The 16,569-nt window shown below is 71.6% G+C and carries 14 protein-coding genes and 1 tRNA gene; 9 read left to right on the forward strand and 6 right to left on the reverse strand.

Features of this window, described 5'->3' with window-relative positions; translation table 11 throughout:
- Positions 1–67: 67 nt before the first annotated feature.
- The 4 genes from ACIQ87_RS17630 to ACIQ87_RS17645 form a co-directional block, all read right to left on the reverse strand.
- Complete coding sequence (locus tag ACIQ87_RS17630) at positions 68–1,354, reverse strand: LLM class flavin-dependent oxidoreductase (RefSeq protein ID WP_402407150.1); 1,287 nt, start codon at positions 1,352–1,354, stop codon at positions 68–70.
- Positions 1,351–2,430, reverse strand: a complete 1,080-nt coding sequence (locus ACIQ87_RS17635) for an LLM class flavin-dependent oxidoreductase (protein ID WP_402407153.1) — start codon at positions 2,428–2,430, stop codon at positions 1,351–1,353. The genes ACIQ87_RS17630 and ACIQ87_RS17635 overlap by 4 nt, the downstream gene beginning before the upstream one ends.
- 458 nt (positions 2,431–2,888) lie before the next feature.
- Positions 2,889–4,166, reverse strand: a complete 1,278-nt coding sequence (locus ACIQ87_RS17640) for a PTS transporter subunit EIIC (RefSeq protein WP_402407156.1) — start codon at positions 4,164–4,166, stop codon at positions 2,889–2,891.
- A gap of 397 nt (positions 4,167–4,563) precedes the next feature.
- Complete coding sequence (locus ACIQ87_RS17645) at positions 4,564–5,865, reverse strand: PTS transporter subunit EIIC (protein ID WP_402407158.1); 1,302 nt, start codon at positions 5,863–5,865, stop codon at positions 4,564–4,566.
- 400 nt (positions 5,866–6,265) lie between these two features.
- Here ACIQ87_RS17645 and ACIQ87_RS17650 point away from each other — a divergent pair, with 400 nt between their 5' ends.
- From ACIQ87_RS17650 to rdgB, 4 genes are all read left to right on the forward strand, one after another.
- Entirely contained in the window at positions 6,266–6,499 is a 234-nt protein-coding gene (locus ACIQ87_RS17650; protein WP_030060521.1) for a glucose PTS transporter subunit EIIB, read from the forward strand.
- A gap of 170 nt (positions 6,500–6,669) precedes the next feature.
- Positions 6,670–7,395: a ribonuclease PH gene (gene rph, locus ACIQ87_RS17655; protein WP_402407160.1), complete on the forward strand. Its 726-nt coding sequence runs from the start codon at positions 6,670–6,672 to the stop codon at positions 7,393–7,395.
- A gap of 252 nt (positions 7,396–7,647) precedes the next feature.
- On the forward strand, positions 7,648–8,037 hold the full coding sequence (locus tag ACIQ87_RS17660) for a hypothetical protein (RefSeq protein WP_402407162.1): 390 nt from the start codon (positions 7,648–7,650) through the stop codon (positions 8,035–8,037).
- Between the two features lie 31 nt (positions 8,038–8,068).
- Positions 8,069–8,674: an RdgB/HAM1 family non-canonical purine NTP pyrophosphatase gene (gene rdgB / locus ACIQ87_RS17665; RefSeq protein ID WP_402407165.1), complete on the forward strand. Its 606-nt coding sequence runs from the start codon at positions 8,069–8,071 to the stop codon at positions 8,672–8,674.
- Positions 8,675–8,745: 71 nt separating this feature from the next.
- Here rdgB and ACIQ87_RS17670 read toward each other — a convergent pair.
- Positions 8,746–8,829 (reverse strand) — tRNA-Leu (locus ACIQ87_RS17670).
- A 260-nt stretch (positions 8,830–9,089) separates the two neighbouring features.
- Between ACIQ87_RS17670 and ACIQ87_RS17675 the strand changes: the two genes are divergently transcribed.
- Positions 9,090–11,633 (forward strand): chitinase C-terminal domain-containing protein, encoded by a 2,544-nt coding sequence (locus ACIQ87_RS17675; RefSeq protein WP_402407167.1) that lies wholly within the window; start codon positions 9,090–9,092, stop codon positions 11,631–11,633.
- 152 nt (positions 11,634–11,785) lie between these two features.
- Here ACIQ87_RS17675 and bcp read toward each other — a convergent pair whose 3' ends face one another.
- Positions 11,786–12,259 carry a thioredoxin-dependent thiol peroxidase gene (gene bcp, locus ACIQ87_RS17680; RefSeq protein ID WP_402407170.1) on the reverse strand — a complete coding sequence of 158 codons (474 nt, stop codon included), beginning with the start codon at positions 12,257–12,259 and terminating at the stop codon, positions 11,786–11,788.
- A gap of 166 nt (positions 12,260–12,425) precedes the next feature.
- On the opposite strand from bcp, the gene ACIQ87_RS17685 reads away from it, so the two are divergent.
- The 4 genes from ACIQ87_RS17685 to ACIQ87_RS17700 all read left to right on the forward strand — a co-directional run bounded on the left by ACIQ87_RS17685 (position 12,426) and on the right by ACIQ87_RS17700 (position 16,559).
- Complete coding sequence (locus ACIQ87_RS17685) at positions 12,426–12,767, forward strand: DUF3618 domain-containing protein (protein ID WP_392918573.1); 342 nt, start codon at positions 12,426–12,428, stop codon at positions 12,765–12,767.
- A 258-nt stretch (positions 12,768–13,025) separates the two neighbouring features.
- Positions 13,026–13,328 (forward strand): co-chaperone GroES, encoded by a 303-nt coding sequence (locus ACIQ87_RS17690; protein WP_049655715.1) that lies wholly within the window; start codon positions 13,026–13,028, stop codon positions 13,326–13,328.
- A 170-nt stretch (positions 13,329–13,498) separates the two neighbouring features.
- Positions 13,499–15,328: a hypothetical protein gene (locus tag ACIQ87_RS17695; RefSeq protein WP_402407174.1), complete on the forward strand. Its 1,830-nt coding sequence runs from the start codon at positions 13,499–13,501 to the stop codon at positions 15,326–15,328.
- Between the two features lie 61 nt (positions 15,329–15,389).
- Complete coding sequence (locus ACIQ87_RS17700; RefSeq protein WP_402407177.1) at positions 15,390–16,559, forward strand: winged helix DNA-binding domain-containing protein; 1,170 nt, start codon at positions 15,390–15,392, stop codon at positions 16,557–16,559.
- Positions 16,560–16,569 lie beyond the last annotated feature (10 nt).

The following is a 16,569-nucleotide window of genomic DNA, read 5'->3' on the forward strand; positions in this document are numbered from 1 at the left end:
ACGGGAGTGCCGGCCGACTGCCCTTCCGTTCACGGCCCGCCCGGTGCTCCGGGCGGGCCGTGAACGTTCAGCGCTGCCCGGGCACCGGCAGTCCGAGGTGCTCCCGCAGGGTGGAGCCGGTGTAGTCGGTGCGGAACACCCCGCGCTCCTGGAGCAGCGGCACCACCCGGTCGACGAACTCGTCCAGGCCGCCCGGGGTGAGGTGCGGGACGAGGATGAAGCCGTCGGCCGCGTCGTTCTGCACGAAGTGGTCGATCTGCGCGGCGACGGTTGCCGGCGAGCCGATGAAGGATTGCCGGCCGGTCAGCTCGATCACCAGCTCGCGGCTGGTCAGCTTCTTCTCCGCGGCCACCGCCCGCCACCGTTCGGCGACGGCCACCGGGTCGACGTGCCGGACCCTGCCCTGGACCAGGTCGCTGTCCGGGTCGGGGTCGACGGCGGGCAGCGGCCCGTCCGGGTCGTGGTCGGACAGGTCGACGCCCCAGACCTGTTCCAGGAAGGCGATCGTGGTCTGCGCGCCGACCTGGGCCCGGCGGATCTCGTGGGCGCGTTCGGCCGCCTCGGCGTCGGTGTCGCCGAGGGCGAAGGTGGCCGCGGGCATGATCTTCAGCTCGTCCGGCTTGCGCCCGTACGCGCCGAGCCGGCGCTTGACGTCGGTGTGGAAGGCCTGGCCGTCGGCGAGGGTGGAGTGCCGGGAGAACACCACGTCGGCGGTGGCGGCGGCGAACTCCCGCCCCTCGTCGGAGTCCCCGGCCTGGATCACCACCGGGTGGCCCTGCGGCGGCCGTGGCAGCGAGAGTCGGCCCTCGACCTCGAACTGCGGACCCGAGTGCCGGACGGTCTCCTCCCCGGCGTCCCAGAACTCCCGTGCCAGCTGGACGGATTCGGCGGCCCGGGTGTAACGGTCGGCGCGGTCCAGATAGCCGCCGCGGCGGAAGTTCTCCCCGGTGAAGGCGTCCGACGAGGTGACCACGTTCCAGGCCGCGCGGCCGCCGGAGAGGTGGTCCAGCGAGGCGAAGCGGCGGGCGAGTTCGTACGGCTCGTTGAAGGTCGCGTTGACGGTGGCGGCCAGGCCGAGCCGTTCGGTGACGGCGGCCAGCGCGTTCAGCACGGTGATCGACTCGGGGCGGCCGACCACGTCCAGGTCGTGGATGCGGCCCTTGGACTCGCGCAGCCGCAGGCCCTCGGCGAGGAAGAAGAAGTCGAACTTCCCGCGCTCGGCGGTCTGCGCGAGGTGGCGGAAGGAGGAGAACTCGATGTGGCTGCCGGAGGCCGGATCGCTCCACACCGTGGTGTTGTTGACGCCGGGGAAGTGCGCGGCGAGGTGGATCTGCTTGAGCGGTCGGTCCGTCATCGGGTCACCTCGGCGAGGGCGGGGGAAGCAGTGGGGGAGGCGGCGGGGGCATCGGTGGGGGCGTCGGCCGGGCGGGCGGCGTAGCGGCTGGCCGGGCGGGCCAGGCCGAGGTGGTCGCGCAGGGTGCGGCCGGTGTACCCGGCGCGCAGCAGTCCGGCGTCGCGCAGGACGGGGGCGATCCGGTCGGCCAGCGCGGCCAGGTCGCGCGGCGGGTCGGCGGGGGAGAGGTGGAAGCCGTCGACGCCGCTGCCGGTCGCGGTGAGCTCGGCGAGCAGCCGCTCGTCGGCGGCGCGGTCGGGCAGGGCGGAGAGGTCGGCGTCGAGCCGGGCGAGGATGCGCAGGCCCTCGCCGGCCCGCAGCCGCAGTTCGGTGGCGGCGGTCAGCCGGGCGGCGCGGTCGGGGGCGTCGAGCAGCACGACGTCGGCGTGCCGGACGGCGGCGGCGACCCGGGCGCGCCCGCCCGGGGAGGCGTCCGGCGCGAGGTCGGCGGCGGCGACGGGCACCGCGACCACCGGGCGGCCCTGGGGCGGGCGCGGGGTGATGGACGGGCCGCGGACCGAGAAGCGCGGGCCCGTGAAGTCGATGTAGTGCACCTTGTCGCGGTCGATGAACCGCCCGGTGGCGGTGTCGCGGATCTCCGCGTCGTCCTCCCAGCTGTCCCAGAGCCGGGCGGCCACCTCGACGGCGTCGGCGGCCTCGGCCCACAGCTCGTCCTCGGGGGCGACCGGCCGGCGGCCGAAGGCCCGCGCCTCGGCCTCGGTCGTGGAGACGCCGACCAGCCAGCCGGCCCGGCCCTCGCTCGCCCAGTCCAGGGTGTTGACCGAGATCGAGGTGTGGAAGGGCTCGGTGTGGGTGGTGGTGACGGTCGGCACCAGGCCGACCCGGCCGGTCAGCGGGGCGATCCGGGCGAGGGCGGCGAGCGCGTCGGGGCGGCTCGGCGCGGCGGCGAAGGAGTCGTCGAGGGTGACGAAGTCCAGGGTGGCCCGCTCGGCGAGGCGGGCGAGGTAGGCGTAGTGCCCGGCGTCGAAGCGGCCGGGGCTGTCGAGGGCGGCGGACAGGTGCAGTTGGCGGGGCATGGTGAGCCTGACTTCCTCGTGCGGACGCGTGCGCGCACCGGAGCGGCCCGTGCCGGGGCACGGGTGCGCGGGGCGCGCGCGGGAGCGCGGTGGCGGCCCGCGGGCGGAGCCCGTACGGGCGGGGGAGGGAAGGACCGGCGCCGGGCGGGTCGTCAGCCGGGCGGCGGCGGGGGAACGGTCAGCTCAGCCGCGACACGCCGCGGACCACACGCGACCGAAGTCGATGTGGCTGCGGGTGACCAGCGGGCACGAGGCGTTCACCGCTTCAGTTGACCAGGGCCTGCGGCGATTCGTCAACCGCCGTTTCCGTCCGTGGACACGGCCGCTCGGCGGGCCCGGGGCCGCGCGGGGCGGGCCCGGGTACGCCGAAGGCCCCGCCCGGCCGCTGGGGGAGCAGCGGCGGGGCGGGGCCTTCGAGGCGCGCGGTGACGCGGGCGTCGGGCTCCAGGCGTCGGGCCTCAGGCCTTGGTGACGTCCTCGATCTCGTCGTCGTCCTCGCGACCGGGGGTCTTGAGGTCGAACTTGGCGATCGCGAAGCGGAACAGGAAGTAGTAGACCGCGGCGAAGACCAGGCCGAGCGGGATGATCATCCACGGGTCGGTGGCCTTGTTCCAGGCCAGCAGGTAGTCGATCAGGCCACCGGAGAAGGTGAAGCCGTCGTGCACGCCGAGCGCCCAGGTCACGGTCATCGAGACGGCGGTGAGCAGCGCGTGGATGACGTACAGGACCGGGGCGATGAAGACGAAGGCGAACTCGATCGGCTCGGTGACACCGGTCACGAAGGAGGTCAGGGCCAGCGAGACCATCATGCCGGTGACGGCCTTGCGGCGGTGCGGCTTGGCGGCGTGGGCGATGGCCAGCGCGGCGGCGGGGAGCGCGAACATCATGATCGGGTAGAAGCCCGACATGAACTGTCCGGCGGTCGGGTCGCCGGCGAAGAAGCGGGTCAGGTCGCCGTGCACGACGGTGCCGTCGGGCTTGGTGAAGTCACCGGTCTGGAACCAGGCGTAGGAGTTCACGAACTGGTGCATGCCGACCGGCAGCAGACCGCGGTTGACCAGGCCGAACGCGCCCGCGCCGAACGCGCCGGCGCCGATCAGGGTGTCGTTGAGGCTCTTGATGGCGTCGCCGATCGGGCCCCAGGCCAGACCGAAGAAGACACCGACGGCGGTGCCGACGAAGGCCATGATGATCGGGACCAGGCGGCGGCCGTTGAAGAAGCCGAGCCAGTCGACCAGCCTGGTGCGGTGGTACTTCTGCCACAGCACCGCGGCCAACAGGCCGATCACGATGCCGCCGAGCACACCAGGGTTCTGGTAGGTGGCGGCTTCGTCCTTGCCGGGGAGGATCTTGTACTCGGTGATCGGGAACGCGGTGAGCACGTTCTTGTAGACCAGGAAGCCGACCAGCGCGGCCAGGGCGGTGGAGCCGTCGGCCTTCTTCGCGTAGCCGATCGCGATGCCCACCGCGAAGAGCATCGGGAGAGCGTCGAAGACCGAGGAGCCGGCGGTGTTGAACACCGCGGCGACCTTGTCCCAGCCGAGACCGTCCTTGCCGAACACGTCGTCCTGGCCGAGCCGCATCAGCAGACCGGCGGCGGGGAGCACCGCGATGGGCAGCTGGAGGCTGCGGCCGATCTTCTGCAGACCCTGGAGGAGGTTCTGGCCGAACTGCTTGGCGGGGCTTGGCGCGGCCGGAGCCTTAGCGGGCGCCGGTGCCTGCTCAGACTGACTCATGGGGGTGGGTTCCTAACGGCATGGCGGTCGGTCGGGGAGGCACAGGGGGCCAACCGCAAACTGGTCTACACCACACGTGGTGTAGACCAGTTTTGTAGCACGGGTGGGGAAGTCGAGGAACCCCGGAAAGCGCTGTCGCCGGGAAGCGCTATGAAATCGAAACCTACTTACCGAATGGCGATCTTGGTCGCCGGTCGCGATTGGGATTTTGGCCGACGGCGCAACAAAATCGATTTTGGATAATCGCGCAACAAAAGCACAGTGTGTCTGACGGGGCGTCCGGCCTGGGCCGGGCCCGGGGCGTCCACCACCGGTCCGGCCCTTTCGGGAAATGCCGAAGGCCCCCGGACCGGTGGTCCGGAGGCCAATGCGGGGATAACCCGGGCGACGCCCGGTTTCAGGCCTTGGTGACGTCCTCGACCTCCGCCTCGTCCTCCCGGCCGGGAGTTTTCAGGTCGAATTTGACGATGATGAACCGGAAGAGCGCGTAGTACACGGCGGCGAAGCAGAGCCCGATCGGGATGATCAGCCACGGCTTGGTGGCCAGCCCCCAGTTGATGACGTAGTCGATCAGGCCGGCCGAGAAGCTGAACCCGTCGTGCACCCCGAGTCCCCAGGTCACCGCCATCGACGCGCCGGTCAGTACCGCGTGCACGGCGTACAGGGCCGGGGCGAGGTAGGCGAAGGAGTACTCGATCGGCTCGGTGACACCCGTGACGAAGGAGGTCAGGCCGACCGAGAGCATCAGGCCGTAGATCTCCTTGCGCCGGTGCGGCTTCGCCGAGTGGGCGATCGCGAGCGCGGCGGCGGGCAGCGCGAACATCATGATCGGGAAGAAGCCGGACTGGAACTGGCCGGCCGTCGGGTCGCCCGCCAGGAAGCGCGGGATGTCGCCGTGCACGATCGTGCCGTCCGGCTTGACGAACTCCCCGAACTGGAACCACACGAAGGTGTTCAGCAGCTGGTGCATGCCGATCAGCAGCAGCGCGCGGTTGAACAGGCCGAAGATGCCGGCGCCGCCCGCGCCCAGGTCGGCGAGGGTCTGCGAGAAGTCGTTCAGGCCGCGGCCGATCGGCGGCCAGATCCAGAGCGCCACCACGGCGGTGACCAGGCCCACCAGGGCGGTGATCATCGGTACCAGGCGGCGGCCGTTGAAGAAGCCGAGCCAGTCCACCAGTCTGGTGCGGTGGAACCGGACCCACAGCCAGGCCGACATCAGACCGATCAGGATGCCGCCCAGTACGCCCGGGTTCTGGTACGTCGCGGCGGCGATCTTCGCCGACGAGTAGCTCACGCACTGGCCGGACCAGGCGTCCGGGATCAGCGTCGTCCCCGCCGGGCACTTCTCCGGGAAGGCGTGCAGGACCCGGAAGTAGACCAGGAAGCCGACCACGGCGGCCAGCGCCGTCGAGCCGTCCGCCTTCTTCGCCATGCCGATCGCGACGCCGACGCAGAACAGCATCGGCAGACCGAAGGAGGAGTCGAGCAGCGCGCCGCCCGCGGCGGCGAACACCCTGGCGACGTCGTCCCAGCCCAGCCCGTCCTTGCCGAAGACGTCGGGCTGGCCGAGCCGGTTGAGGATGCCGGCGGCCGGGAGCACCGCGACCGGCAGCTGCAGGGAGCGCCCCATCTTCTGGAGGCCGCCGTAGAAGGTGTGCCACCAGGTGCTCTGCGGGGCCGTGGCGCCTGCCGAACTCATCCTTCGCCCTCCGGAGCAGTTGCCGACCGCAGGGCCCCCGCGGGACCCTCGGGCGGGGGTCGGGAACACCCGGGGCCGTTCCCGCGTTCCTCGGAGTACACATATATTGGTGTAGACCACTTGGACGGGGGCCGTACTCCGCGGGCACCAGCCCCGCTGATCGTCATCCTCGGGCGGCGATCGGGACCCTGCCCGCCGAGATGGGCCAAAAGTGGACTAACGTGGCGGACCGGACCGGCACGGGTGATGCTGGTCGCGCTGCTCGCCGGCCGACCGCAGCCGAACCCGCGTCAGCCACCGGCACGGACCTCACCGCCCGACGGTCGAGGCACACCCCAGCACCAGCGCAGGACGGCACCCGGCAGAGCCGCCGAAGGGCCGAGACAGAGGGAGAAACCAGATGGCCAGCAAGGCTGAGAAGATCGTCGCCGGTCTGGGCGGCATCGACAACATCGAAGAGGTCGAGGGCTGCATCACCCGCCTGCGCACCGAGGTCAAGGACGCCTCCCTGGTCGACGAGGCCGCCCTCAAGGCCGCCGGCGCCCACGGCGTCGTGAAGATGGGCACCGCGATCCAGGTCGTCATCGGCACCGACGCCGACCCGATCGCCGCCGACATCGAGGACATGATGTGAGCTGAACCACCCGGGTTCAGCCCGCCCGGCCCGCCGACCCGCTCAGGGGGACGGCGGGCCGCGGCGCATCCGGAGCCGGCACGGGACCCGGCGGCGCCGACACGGGACCCGGGGGCCCGGCGCGGCGACACATCGGGACCAGGCCCCCGGAGCGACTACGCTCAGTTCCCATGTCACGCATCGACGGCCGCACCCCCGAACAGCTCCGCCCGATCACCATCGAACGGGGCTGGAGCAAGCACGCCGAAGGCTCCGTCCTCATCTCCTACGGCGACACCAAGGTGCTGTGCACCGCCAGCGTCACCGAGGGCGTGCCCCGCTGGCGCAAGGGCAGCGGCGAGGGCTGGGTCACCGCCGAGTACTCCATGCTCCCGCGCGCCACCAACACCCGCGGCGACCGCGAGGCCGTCAAGGGCCGCATCGGCGGCCGCACCCACGAGATCAGCCGGCTCATCGGCCGCTCGCTGCGCGCCGTGGTGGACCACCGCGCGCTCGCCGAGAACACCATCGTCCTCGACTGCGACGTCCTCCAGGCCGACGGCGGCACCCGCACCGCCGCCATCACCGGCGCCTACGTCGCCCTGGTCGACGCCGTCGCCTGGGCCCGCGACAAGAAGCTGCTGCGTGCCAAGGGCCAGCCGATCACCGGCGGCGTCAGCGCCGTCAGCGTCGGCATCATCGACGGCGTCCCGATGCTCGACCTCCAGTACGAGGAGGACGTGCGCGCCGAGACCGACATGAACATCGTCTGCACCTCCGACGGCCGCTTCGTCGAGGTCCAGGGCACCGCCGAGGGCGCCCCGTTCGACCGCGAGCTGCTCGACCGGCTGCTCGACCTCGGCAGCCTCGGCTGTGTGGAGCTGGACGAGATCCAGCGCAAGGCCCTGGAGGGCTGAACCGGCAGGGCTGATCCGGCAGGGCTGAACCTGCGCGGGCCCCGGAGCCGTCGACCGGATCGGACGCACGGTCAGCCCCCGGGCCCGGACGGCCGTTCGGGGCCGCGCGGCGAACGGCCCGCCGAACGATCCGCCTGCTGTACAGGCCGGGCCCGGAGACCGTACGGTTCCCGCAGCACTCCCGCTGCGGGAACCGCGCACCCCCCGGCGCGCGTCCCACCCCACGGAACCCGCGCCCCACAGGAGGATCGGATGCCGTCGAGCATCGCCCGCCCCACCGCCCTCGCCGTGGCCGGCCTCATCGCGATCCTCCCGCTCAGCATGGTGAGCTGCTCCGCCGCCCAGAAGGCGCTCGACTGCGGCAACACCGCGGTGAAGATCACCGGTGACATCGCCGACGTCACCAAGGCCTACGACAACGCCAGCAACGACTCGGCGGCCGCCGGCCGGGCCCTGCAGAAGCTCAAGAACGACCTCGACCAGGTGGGGAAGAACTCCAAGAACACCGACGTCGCCAAGGCCGTGACCGACCTGCAGAAGCAGGTCGAGAACGTGCAGCGGGCGTCCGACAAGAACGAGATCCCCGACCTCAAGCCGCTCGGCGACGCGGCGGGCAACCTCACCTCGGTCTGCACCGGCTGACCGTCCCCGGCTTCTCGGTAGGGTGGGCGATATGTCCACCCGCCTGATCCTCGCCACCCGCAACCAGCACAAGGTCACCGAGCTCCGCGCCATCCTGGCGGACGCCGGCCTGGACGTCGAACTCGTCGGCGCCGACGCCTACCCGGAGATCCCGGACGTCCCCGAGACCGGCGTCACCTTCGCCGAGAACGCCCTGCTGAAGGCCCACGCCCTGGCCCGCGCCACCGGCCTGCCCGCCGTCGCCGACGACTCCGGCCTCTGCGTGGACGTGCTGAACGGCGCGCCCGGCATCTTCTCCGCCCGCTGGTCCGGCAAGCACGGCGACGACCGCGCCAACCTCGACCTGCTGCTCGCCCAGCTCTCCGACATCGCCGAGCCGCACCGCGGCGCCCACTTCTTCTGCGCCGCCGCCGTCGCCCTCCCCGACGGCACCGAGCGCGTCGTCGAGGGCCGCCTCCTCGGCACCCTGCGCACCGCCCCGGCCGGCGACGGCGGCTTCGGCTACGACCCGATCCTCCAGCCCCTCGGCGAGACCCGCACCTGCGCGGAGCTCACGGCGGAGGAGAAGAACGCCATCAGCCACCGCGGCCAGGCCTTCCGTGCCCTCGCCCCGGTCGTGAAGGACCTCGTCGGCTGACGCCCCGTCCGTTGAACGTCGAAGGCCCGCCCCGGGATCGTCTCGGGGCGGGCCTTCGATTTCAAGGCTAGTGCGGCCTGAGGGACTCGAACCCTCACGGGATTTCTCCCACGGGCACCTAAAACCCGCGCGGCTGCCTGTTACGCCAAGGCCGCATGGCCTTCAGTCTAGGGCTTCGCTCTCGGTGGGAACACCGCGATTCAGGGCGGCGACGTGCTCCTGTTCACGTTCCCTCGCGGTGTCCGTCCGTGACGGAGCGGCAGGCGGAGCGGAGCGGTCTGAGGCCGCCCCGTCGGTCGGCGGCGGGTTCGGTTGCGGGTGTGGCGGGTTTCGGCCATCGGCTGACTGATTGTCGTGGGGCTCCGACCTGTGATGTTTGGCCGTTGATTACCAATTGGTACAGACCTATTGACCTATGTGGTTCAGACCACATAGCTTCTGCGCCAATTGCAATCCCCCACGTGCGTGCTCCCCCACAGGCACGCGCCGACACTCTCTCCTGGAGGACCGAGTGTTGATCCGAAACACGGCGGAGCGGCGTCCCACCGCTGCCCACCGCCGGAAGAGTCCGGCGGCTCGGGCCGGTGTGGCCTCGCTGGCGGCGGCCTCGCTGGCCGGGCTGCTGATGGCGACGCTGGGTGCGGCGCCCTCGCAGGCGTCGGCGGCGGTCGACAACGCGGCCTGTCGGCCGGACGGCCTGTACCAGACGCCCGGGGTGGACGTTCCGTACTGTTCCGTCTACGACACCAGCGGGCGCGAGAAGATGGGCGCGGACCACCAGCGCCGCATCATCGGCTACTTCACCGGCTGGCGCACCGGCAAGAACGGCGACGCCCCGTACCTGGTGAGCGACGTCCCCTGGGACAAGGTCAGTCACCTCAACTACGCCTTCGGCCACGTCGGCGGTGACAACAAGCTCTCGGTCGGCACCGACGGCCCGACCAACGAGGCCACCGGGATCTCCTTCCCCGGCGTCCCCGGTGCCGAGCTGGACCCGAGCCTGCCGTACAAGGGTCACTTCAACCTGCTGACGAAGTACAAGAAGCAGTACCCGAACGTCAAGACCCTGATCTCGGTGGGTGGTTGGACCGAGACCGGCGGCTACTTCGGGGACGACGGCAAGCGCGTGAACTCCGGCGGCTTCTACTCGATGACCGTCAACGCGGACGGCAGTGTCAACCAGGCCGGCATCGACACCTTCGCCGCCTCCTCGGTCGACTTCATCCGCACGTACGGTTTCAACGGCGTCGACATCGACTACGAGTACCCGACCTCGATGAAGGACGCCGGCAACCCGCTGGACTGGCAGCTCGCCAACGCCAAGCGCGGCTCGCTGGCCAAGGGTTACGCGGCGCTGATGAAGACCCTGCGCGAGAGCCTGGACAAGGCCGGCGCCGCCGACGGCAAGCACTACCTGCTGTCGGTCGCGGCCCCGTCCTCCGGCTACCTGCTGCGCGGCATGGAGACCTTCCAGGTGGCCAAGTACCTGGACTACGTCAACATCATGTCGTACGACCTGCACGGCGCCTGGAACAAGTACGTCGGCCCGAACGCCTCGCTGTTCGACGACGGCAAGGACGGCGAGCTGGCCGCCGCCAACGTCTACGGCACCGCGCAGTACGGCGGCATCGGCTACCTGAACGCCGACTGGTCGTACCACTACTTCCGCGGCTCGATGCCCGGCGGCCGGATCAACGTCGGCCTGCCGTACTACACCCGTGGTTTCAAGAACGTCCAGGGCGGCACCAACGGCCTCTGGGGCACCGCCTCGGCGACCACCTGCCCGGCCGGCTCCGGTCTGACCGCCTGCGGTGACGGTGCGGTCGGCATCGACAACATCTGGAACGACAAGGACGACGCGGGCAAGGAGTCCCCGGCCGGGTCGAACCCGATGTGGCACGCCAAGAACCTGGAGAAGGGCATCCTGCCCGACTACCTGGCCAAGTACGGCGTGTCCGACACCGCGCTGCAGGGCACCTACACCCGCAACTACAGCTCCACCCTGGTGGCGCCGTGGCTGTGGAACGACACCAAGAAGGTGTTCCTCTCCACCGAGGACGAGCAGTCGGTGGGCGCCAAGGCGGACTACATCGTCAACCAGGGCGCCGGCGGCGCGATGATCTGGGAGCTCGCCGGTGACTACCGGTGGGACGCCACCGCCAACGGCGGCAAGGGCCAGTACGTCCCCGGCAACACGCTGACCACGCTGATGTACGACAAGTTCAAGTCGGCGACCCCGTACGGCGCGATCCGCTCGACGACCGCGCTGCCGCAGCAGACCCTGCCGATCGACGTGTCGTTCAACAACTTCGCGCTGGGCGACTCGAACTACCCGATCAACCCGAAGCTGCACATCGTCAACAACTCGACGCTGACCCTGCCGGGCGGCACCGAGTTCCAGTTCGACTACGGCAACTCGGCCCCGGGCAACGCCAAGGACCAGTCCGGCTTCGGTCTGCAGGTCATCAAGCAGGACAACCCGGGCCCGGGCAACGTGGGCGGCCTGAAGGGCAACTACAACCGGGTGTCGGTCAAGCTGCCGGGCTGGCAGTCGCTGGCGCCGGGCGCCTCGATCGACATGGACTTCGTCTACTACCTGCCGGTGTCCACGCCGTCGAACTGGACGGTCAACGTGGGCGGCACGCTGTACGGGATCAAGGGCGACCTGACCCGCGGCGCGGTGGACGGCGGCACGCCGACCCCGACCCCGTCGCAGACGGCCACCCCGACGCCGACCCCGACCCCGACGGGCACCGCCACGCCGACTCCGACCCCGACTCCGACCCAGACCTCGGGCGCCTGCACGGCCGCCCCGAGTTGGGACGCGGGCACCACCTACGGGAGCCCCACCAAGGTCTCCTGGAAGGGCCACTACTACCAGAACAAGTGGTGGACCAAGGGCGACGACCCCGCGGCCAGCGGTGCGTGGGGCGTCTGGAGCGACCTCGGGGCCTGCTGATCAGGGCGGTCCGCTGAGGTGAGATGCGGCGGTGGCGGTGCACCCGGTCGGGGGGTGCGCCGCCACCGCTTCGTCGTGGGTCGGGCTCGGTACCGCCGGCCCCCCAGGCGCGTCGGTACCTCAGTACCTCAGTACCTCGGTACCTCAGTACCTCAGGCCCCGACCTTGAGGTCGCGCAGCAGCTTGGCGACGTGGCCGGTGGCCCGCACGTTGTAGAAGGCGTGCTCGACCTTGCCGTGTTCGTCCACGACGATCGTGGAGCGGATCACGCCCATGTAGGTGCGGCCGTAGTTCTGCTTCTCGCCGAAGGCGCCGTACGCCTCCAGCGCCGTCTTCTCGACGTCGGACAGCAGGGTGACCTTCAGGTTCTCGGCCTCGCGGAACTTGCCGAGCTTCTCCGGCTTGTCCGGGGAGATGCCGATGACGTCGTAGCCGGCGCCCGCGAAGACGTCGAGGTTGTCGGTGAAGTCGCAGGCCTGCTTGGTGCAGCCGGGGGTCAGGGCGGCGGGGTAGAAGTAGACGATGACCTTGCGGCCCGCGTGGTCGGCGAGGGACACCTGGTTGCCGTCGGCGTCGGGCAGGCTGAAGGCGGGTGCGGTGTCGCCGGGCTGGAGACGCTCACTCACGGTCGTACTCTCCTGGAAGCTGGGGCGGGCGGTCGTACCACGGCAAACTTACCCCCGATGGTGGGTGGGGCCGCGCGACCGTTCCCGGCAGCTGACACACTGGGTCAGTCGCACCGATCGCACGGATCGGACGGAACAACATCGGCGAGTGAATGGGGTGGCCCGAGTGGGCGACGCGAGCACGCAGGACAAGTCGGCGAGGACGACCGCCCAGATCGAGGCGGACATCGAGCGGACGCGTGACCGGCTGGCGGGGACCCTCGACGAGCTGGCCGTCCGCGTCCACCCGAGCACCATCTCCGCCCAGGTCAAGGCCAAGGCGGCGGCCGCCGTCGAGGAGCGGACCGCCCGGGCCTACGTGGCCGCCAGCGGCGTGGTGGAGAAGGTCCGGGCGCAGTTCGTGGACGAGAAGGGGCAGCCGCGCCGCGAGCGGATCGTCCCGGCCGCGCTGGTGGGCGTGGGTCTGGTGCTGCTGGTCGCCTCGGCCCGCAAGCGCCGCAAGGGCTGAGTACCGCGGGACGGAAGGGCCGGGCGCCACGGGTGCCCGGCCCTCCGCATGTCCGGCCCCGCTGCCCGGCGTTGAGCGTTCCCGGTGTTCCGCGTGCCCGGCGTTGAGCGTGCCCGCGTTCCGCATGCCGGGCCAGCGTCACGCCCCGCGCCCGGGGGAGGTACCTTCGGGACCGTGAGTACGAACCACGAGAGCCACTCGGACCACCTGCAGGAGCCCGCCCGCCACGACCGGCTCGGCGAGAAGCTGCCGATCCGGATGCTGCACGACCGCGTGCTGGTGCGCATCGAGGGCGGCGAGGGCGAGCGCCGTTCGACCGGCGGCATCCTGATCCCGGCCACGGCGGAGCTGTCCAAGCGCTGTACCTGGGCGGAGGCCGTCGCGGTGGGCCAGAGCGTGCGCTCGGTGGAGCCCGGTGACCGGGTGCTGTACGACCCGGAGGACAAGCTGGAGGTCGAGGTCCGCGGCGCCACCTACGTGCTGCTGCGCGAGCGCGACCTGCACGCCGTCGCCGCGACCCGGTTCGGCGACACGGAGGGCTCGACCGGGCTCTACCTGTAAGCGCGGCCCGCGGTCCTCGTCGCGGGTCCTCGCGTGGTCGTCCGCGGGTGGGCGCGTCACCTGGTCGGTTCACTTCCCGTTGTGCCGTCCGGCGCCGCGGCGGACGGTGGGAGCGGCCGGATACGGCCATCCGCCCGTGGGGCGCCCGCGGTGATCGCGCGAGGGAAGCCATGACACCGACCAGAGAGAGCGGTGCGGACACGCGTGTCCGCGTTCGTGCCACGGTGGTGCTCGGTACGGTCGTCGCCCTGCTGGCCGGCTGCTCCTCGCCGCCGAAGAGCGGCCCGACGCCGTCCGCTCCTGCCGGGTCCTCCGCTTCCGCGGGGGCCTCCGCCACCGGGGCCGCGGAGGTGCGACAGAGTCTCGCGGCGTTCGAGAAGCCGCTCGGTGCGGAGGACGCTCAGCGGGCGTGGGAGGGGCTGGCGGCGGCCGTGGGCGCCGCCTCCGCCCGGGGCGTCGACCACGACACGATCAGCAGGGAGGTCCTGCTGTGGGAGTCGCACCAGCTGAGTACGCCGGAGGGGCAGCAGACCTTCATGGCCAACGCCGCGGCGCTGAACGCGCGCGTGGTGTCGGTGGGTGGTACCTCGGGGGCGCCGACGCCGACGCTCGGCGCGGCCCCCGCGGGGGGACCGGAGCGGCCGGCCGCGTTCCGGCAGGCGTCGCCGGGCGCCGGGCTGTCCTTCTACTTCGTCAACGGGGTGCTGAACAACTTCGACTCCTCGACGGTGAACGCGAACCTGCTGTCCACCACGCTGAGCGGGCAGCTGGGCTATCCGGTCCGCGTCAACCTCCAGTTCAACGCCTCCAGCGCCAACATCGCGATGTACACGTACAGCGCCTGTCAGGAGGCGCAGCGCGCCACCGCGAACAACCCGATCCAGGAGAACCGGGACCTCGCGAAGGCCATCTGCGGGCTCAGCGTGGCTGGGGCGGCCGTCCTGCCGGAGGCGGTCATGGCGGACATGAGCGGGACGATCACCCGGAAGCTGGCGGATCCGGACTTCGCGTTGGACGGGGTCAACGTGAGCCTGCTGAAGAACGTGCAGGACGACCTGGGCAAGGGGCTGCGCGTGGTGCTGATCTCGCACAGCGAGGGCGGCCTCTACCTGCGCAACGTGCTGCCGCGGATCGGCGCCGGGAAGCCCGTCGGGGCGCTCTACATCGCCCCGCCGTTCGGCAGCGGGCAGGAGCTGAACGCCAATCCGACGCGCTATGAGATGTTCGAGTGGGACTGGTTGTTGATGGGGATCTCCAGCGTGGACTTCACGACCAAGGCCGTGGCCCCGCAGATCGTGTACGACGGCTCCACGGCGTCGCGGTTCAACCTCCACTACCTCTCCAACTATCTTTACTGCGGGTCGGATTCGGCCAAGCAGGCCGGCGACAGGACGCGTGAGCTGGTGGACTTCGTCAACTCGGTTCCGGCCTCCCGGGGCGGTGCCCGCCCGGGGTTGCCCGGGGGCGACGGGCTGCGGCCGGGGCAGGGCGTGCAGGGTTGTCCGGCGCCGCAGCCGGAACAGACCCCGTCCGAGACGCCCACCGGAACCCCGTCCGAGACACCCACCGAGACGCCGACGGGGACCCCGTCCGAGACGCCCACCGAGACCCCCACGGGGACCCCGTCCGAGACGCCCACCGAGGCGACGCCCTCCGGCTCGCCCTCTCCCTCGGCCGGTGCCTACTACGTCTTCCTGCTCACCAACGTCTCCGGCGGGAACGTCCTGGTGGGGACGCTGGACGACGTCCAGGGCAAGCGCACGTGCGACTTCGCGGACGGTGGCCTGTGCGCCGATGCCGGCGGTCAGGACGTCCCGGTGCAGTACACCGCCGAGTTGGGCCCGTACCCGACGCTCGCGGATGCCCAGGCCGCGTACTGCGCGAACGCCACCAACCCCCATCCGGGCCCGGGGGCCGCGGGTACCAAGGTCGACATCTTCGGCGGCAGTTACTGGACCGACAACGTCGGCTTCGGCTGTCCGGTGGCCCCCAGCCCCTGACACGGGTGGGCCCGCGCCTCGACCGGCCGGGCCTGTCGGCGGGGCGCGCTAGGGTCCCGGCATGAGTGTGCCGGTGATCGGGGATCGGGAGCGTCGGGCCAGGCTGGGGCGGCGGCAGTCGCTGGCGCCGTCGGTGCGGGCGGCGCGGGTGGAGGACGTGGCCGACGGGGTGGTCGGGCTGCACGCGACGGACGCGGCCACGGTGTACCTGTCGGCCTGCGCGCGGCTGGCGGAGCCCTCGGCGGCGGAGGTGGACCGGGCGCTGTACGAGGACGTCTCGCTGGTGAAGCTGCTGTCGATGCGGCGGACGATCTTCGCGGTGACGGAGGGTTTCGCCCCGTACGTGAGTTCGGCGGCGGCGCGGGCGATCGCGGCGAAGGAGCGGGCGGGGCTGCTGAAGCACCTGCGGGACCACGCCGAGGGCTGGGACGAGGCCCGGTTGGCGCGGACGGAGCGCGAGGTGCTGGCCGCGCTGGCCGCGCGCGGCGAGGCGACGACCAGGGAACTCTCCGAGGACGTACCGCAGTTGCGCGAGACGATGCTGATGTCGGCGGGCAAGCCGTACGAGGCGAGGCAGAGCGTGGGCAGCCGACTGCTGCGGCTGCTGGCCTCGGACGGGCACGTGCGCCGCTGCCGTCCGCGCGGGTCGTGGCTGAGCAGCAGCTACCCGTGGGCGCCGGTGCCGCAGTGGCCGGACGTGCCGGGGCGGGAGGCGAAGGCCGAGGTGGTGCGGCGCTGGCTGGCGGCGTACGGGCCGGGGACCGTGGAGGACGTGAAGTGGTGGACGGGCTGGACGCTGGGGGATGTCCGTAGGGCGCTGGCGGACCTCGGGGCGTCGGAGGTGGCGCTGGCCGACGGGGCGCCCGCCCTGGTGCTGCCGGGGGACGAGGCACCGGTGGCGGAGCCGGAGCCGTGGGCGGCACTGCTGCCCTCGTTGGACCCGGCGGTGATGGGCTGGCGAGGGCGGGACTGGTACCTGCGGCCGGAGGACGTGCCGGCGCTGTTCGACCGGGCGGGCAACTCCGGGCCGACGGTGTGGTGGTGCGGCGAGGTGGTGGGCGGCTGGGCGCAGCGTGCCGACGGCGCTCTGGTGTGGCGGCTGTTCCGGGACGTCGGGGCGCAGGCGGAGCGGGCGGTCGCGGCGGAGGCGGAGCGGTTGGCGGGCTGGTTGGGGGAGGTGCGGGTGACGCCGCGGTTCCGCACCCCGTTGGAGCGCGAGCTGGTGGCGTAGCGCCGGTGGT

This window comes from Kitasatospora sp. NPDC096204 (genome assembly GCF_044763205.1).
Taxonomy (GTDB): Bacteria; Actinomycetota; Actinomycetes; order Streptomycetales; family Streptomycetaceae; genus Kitasatospora.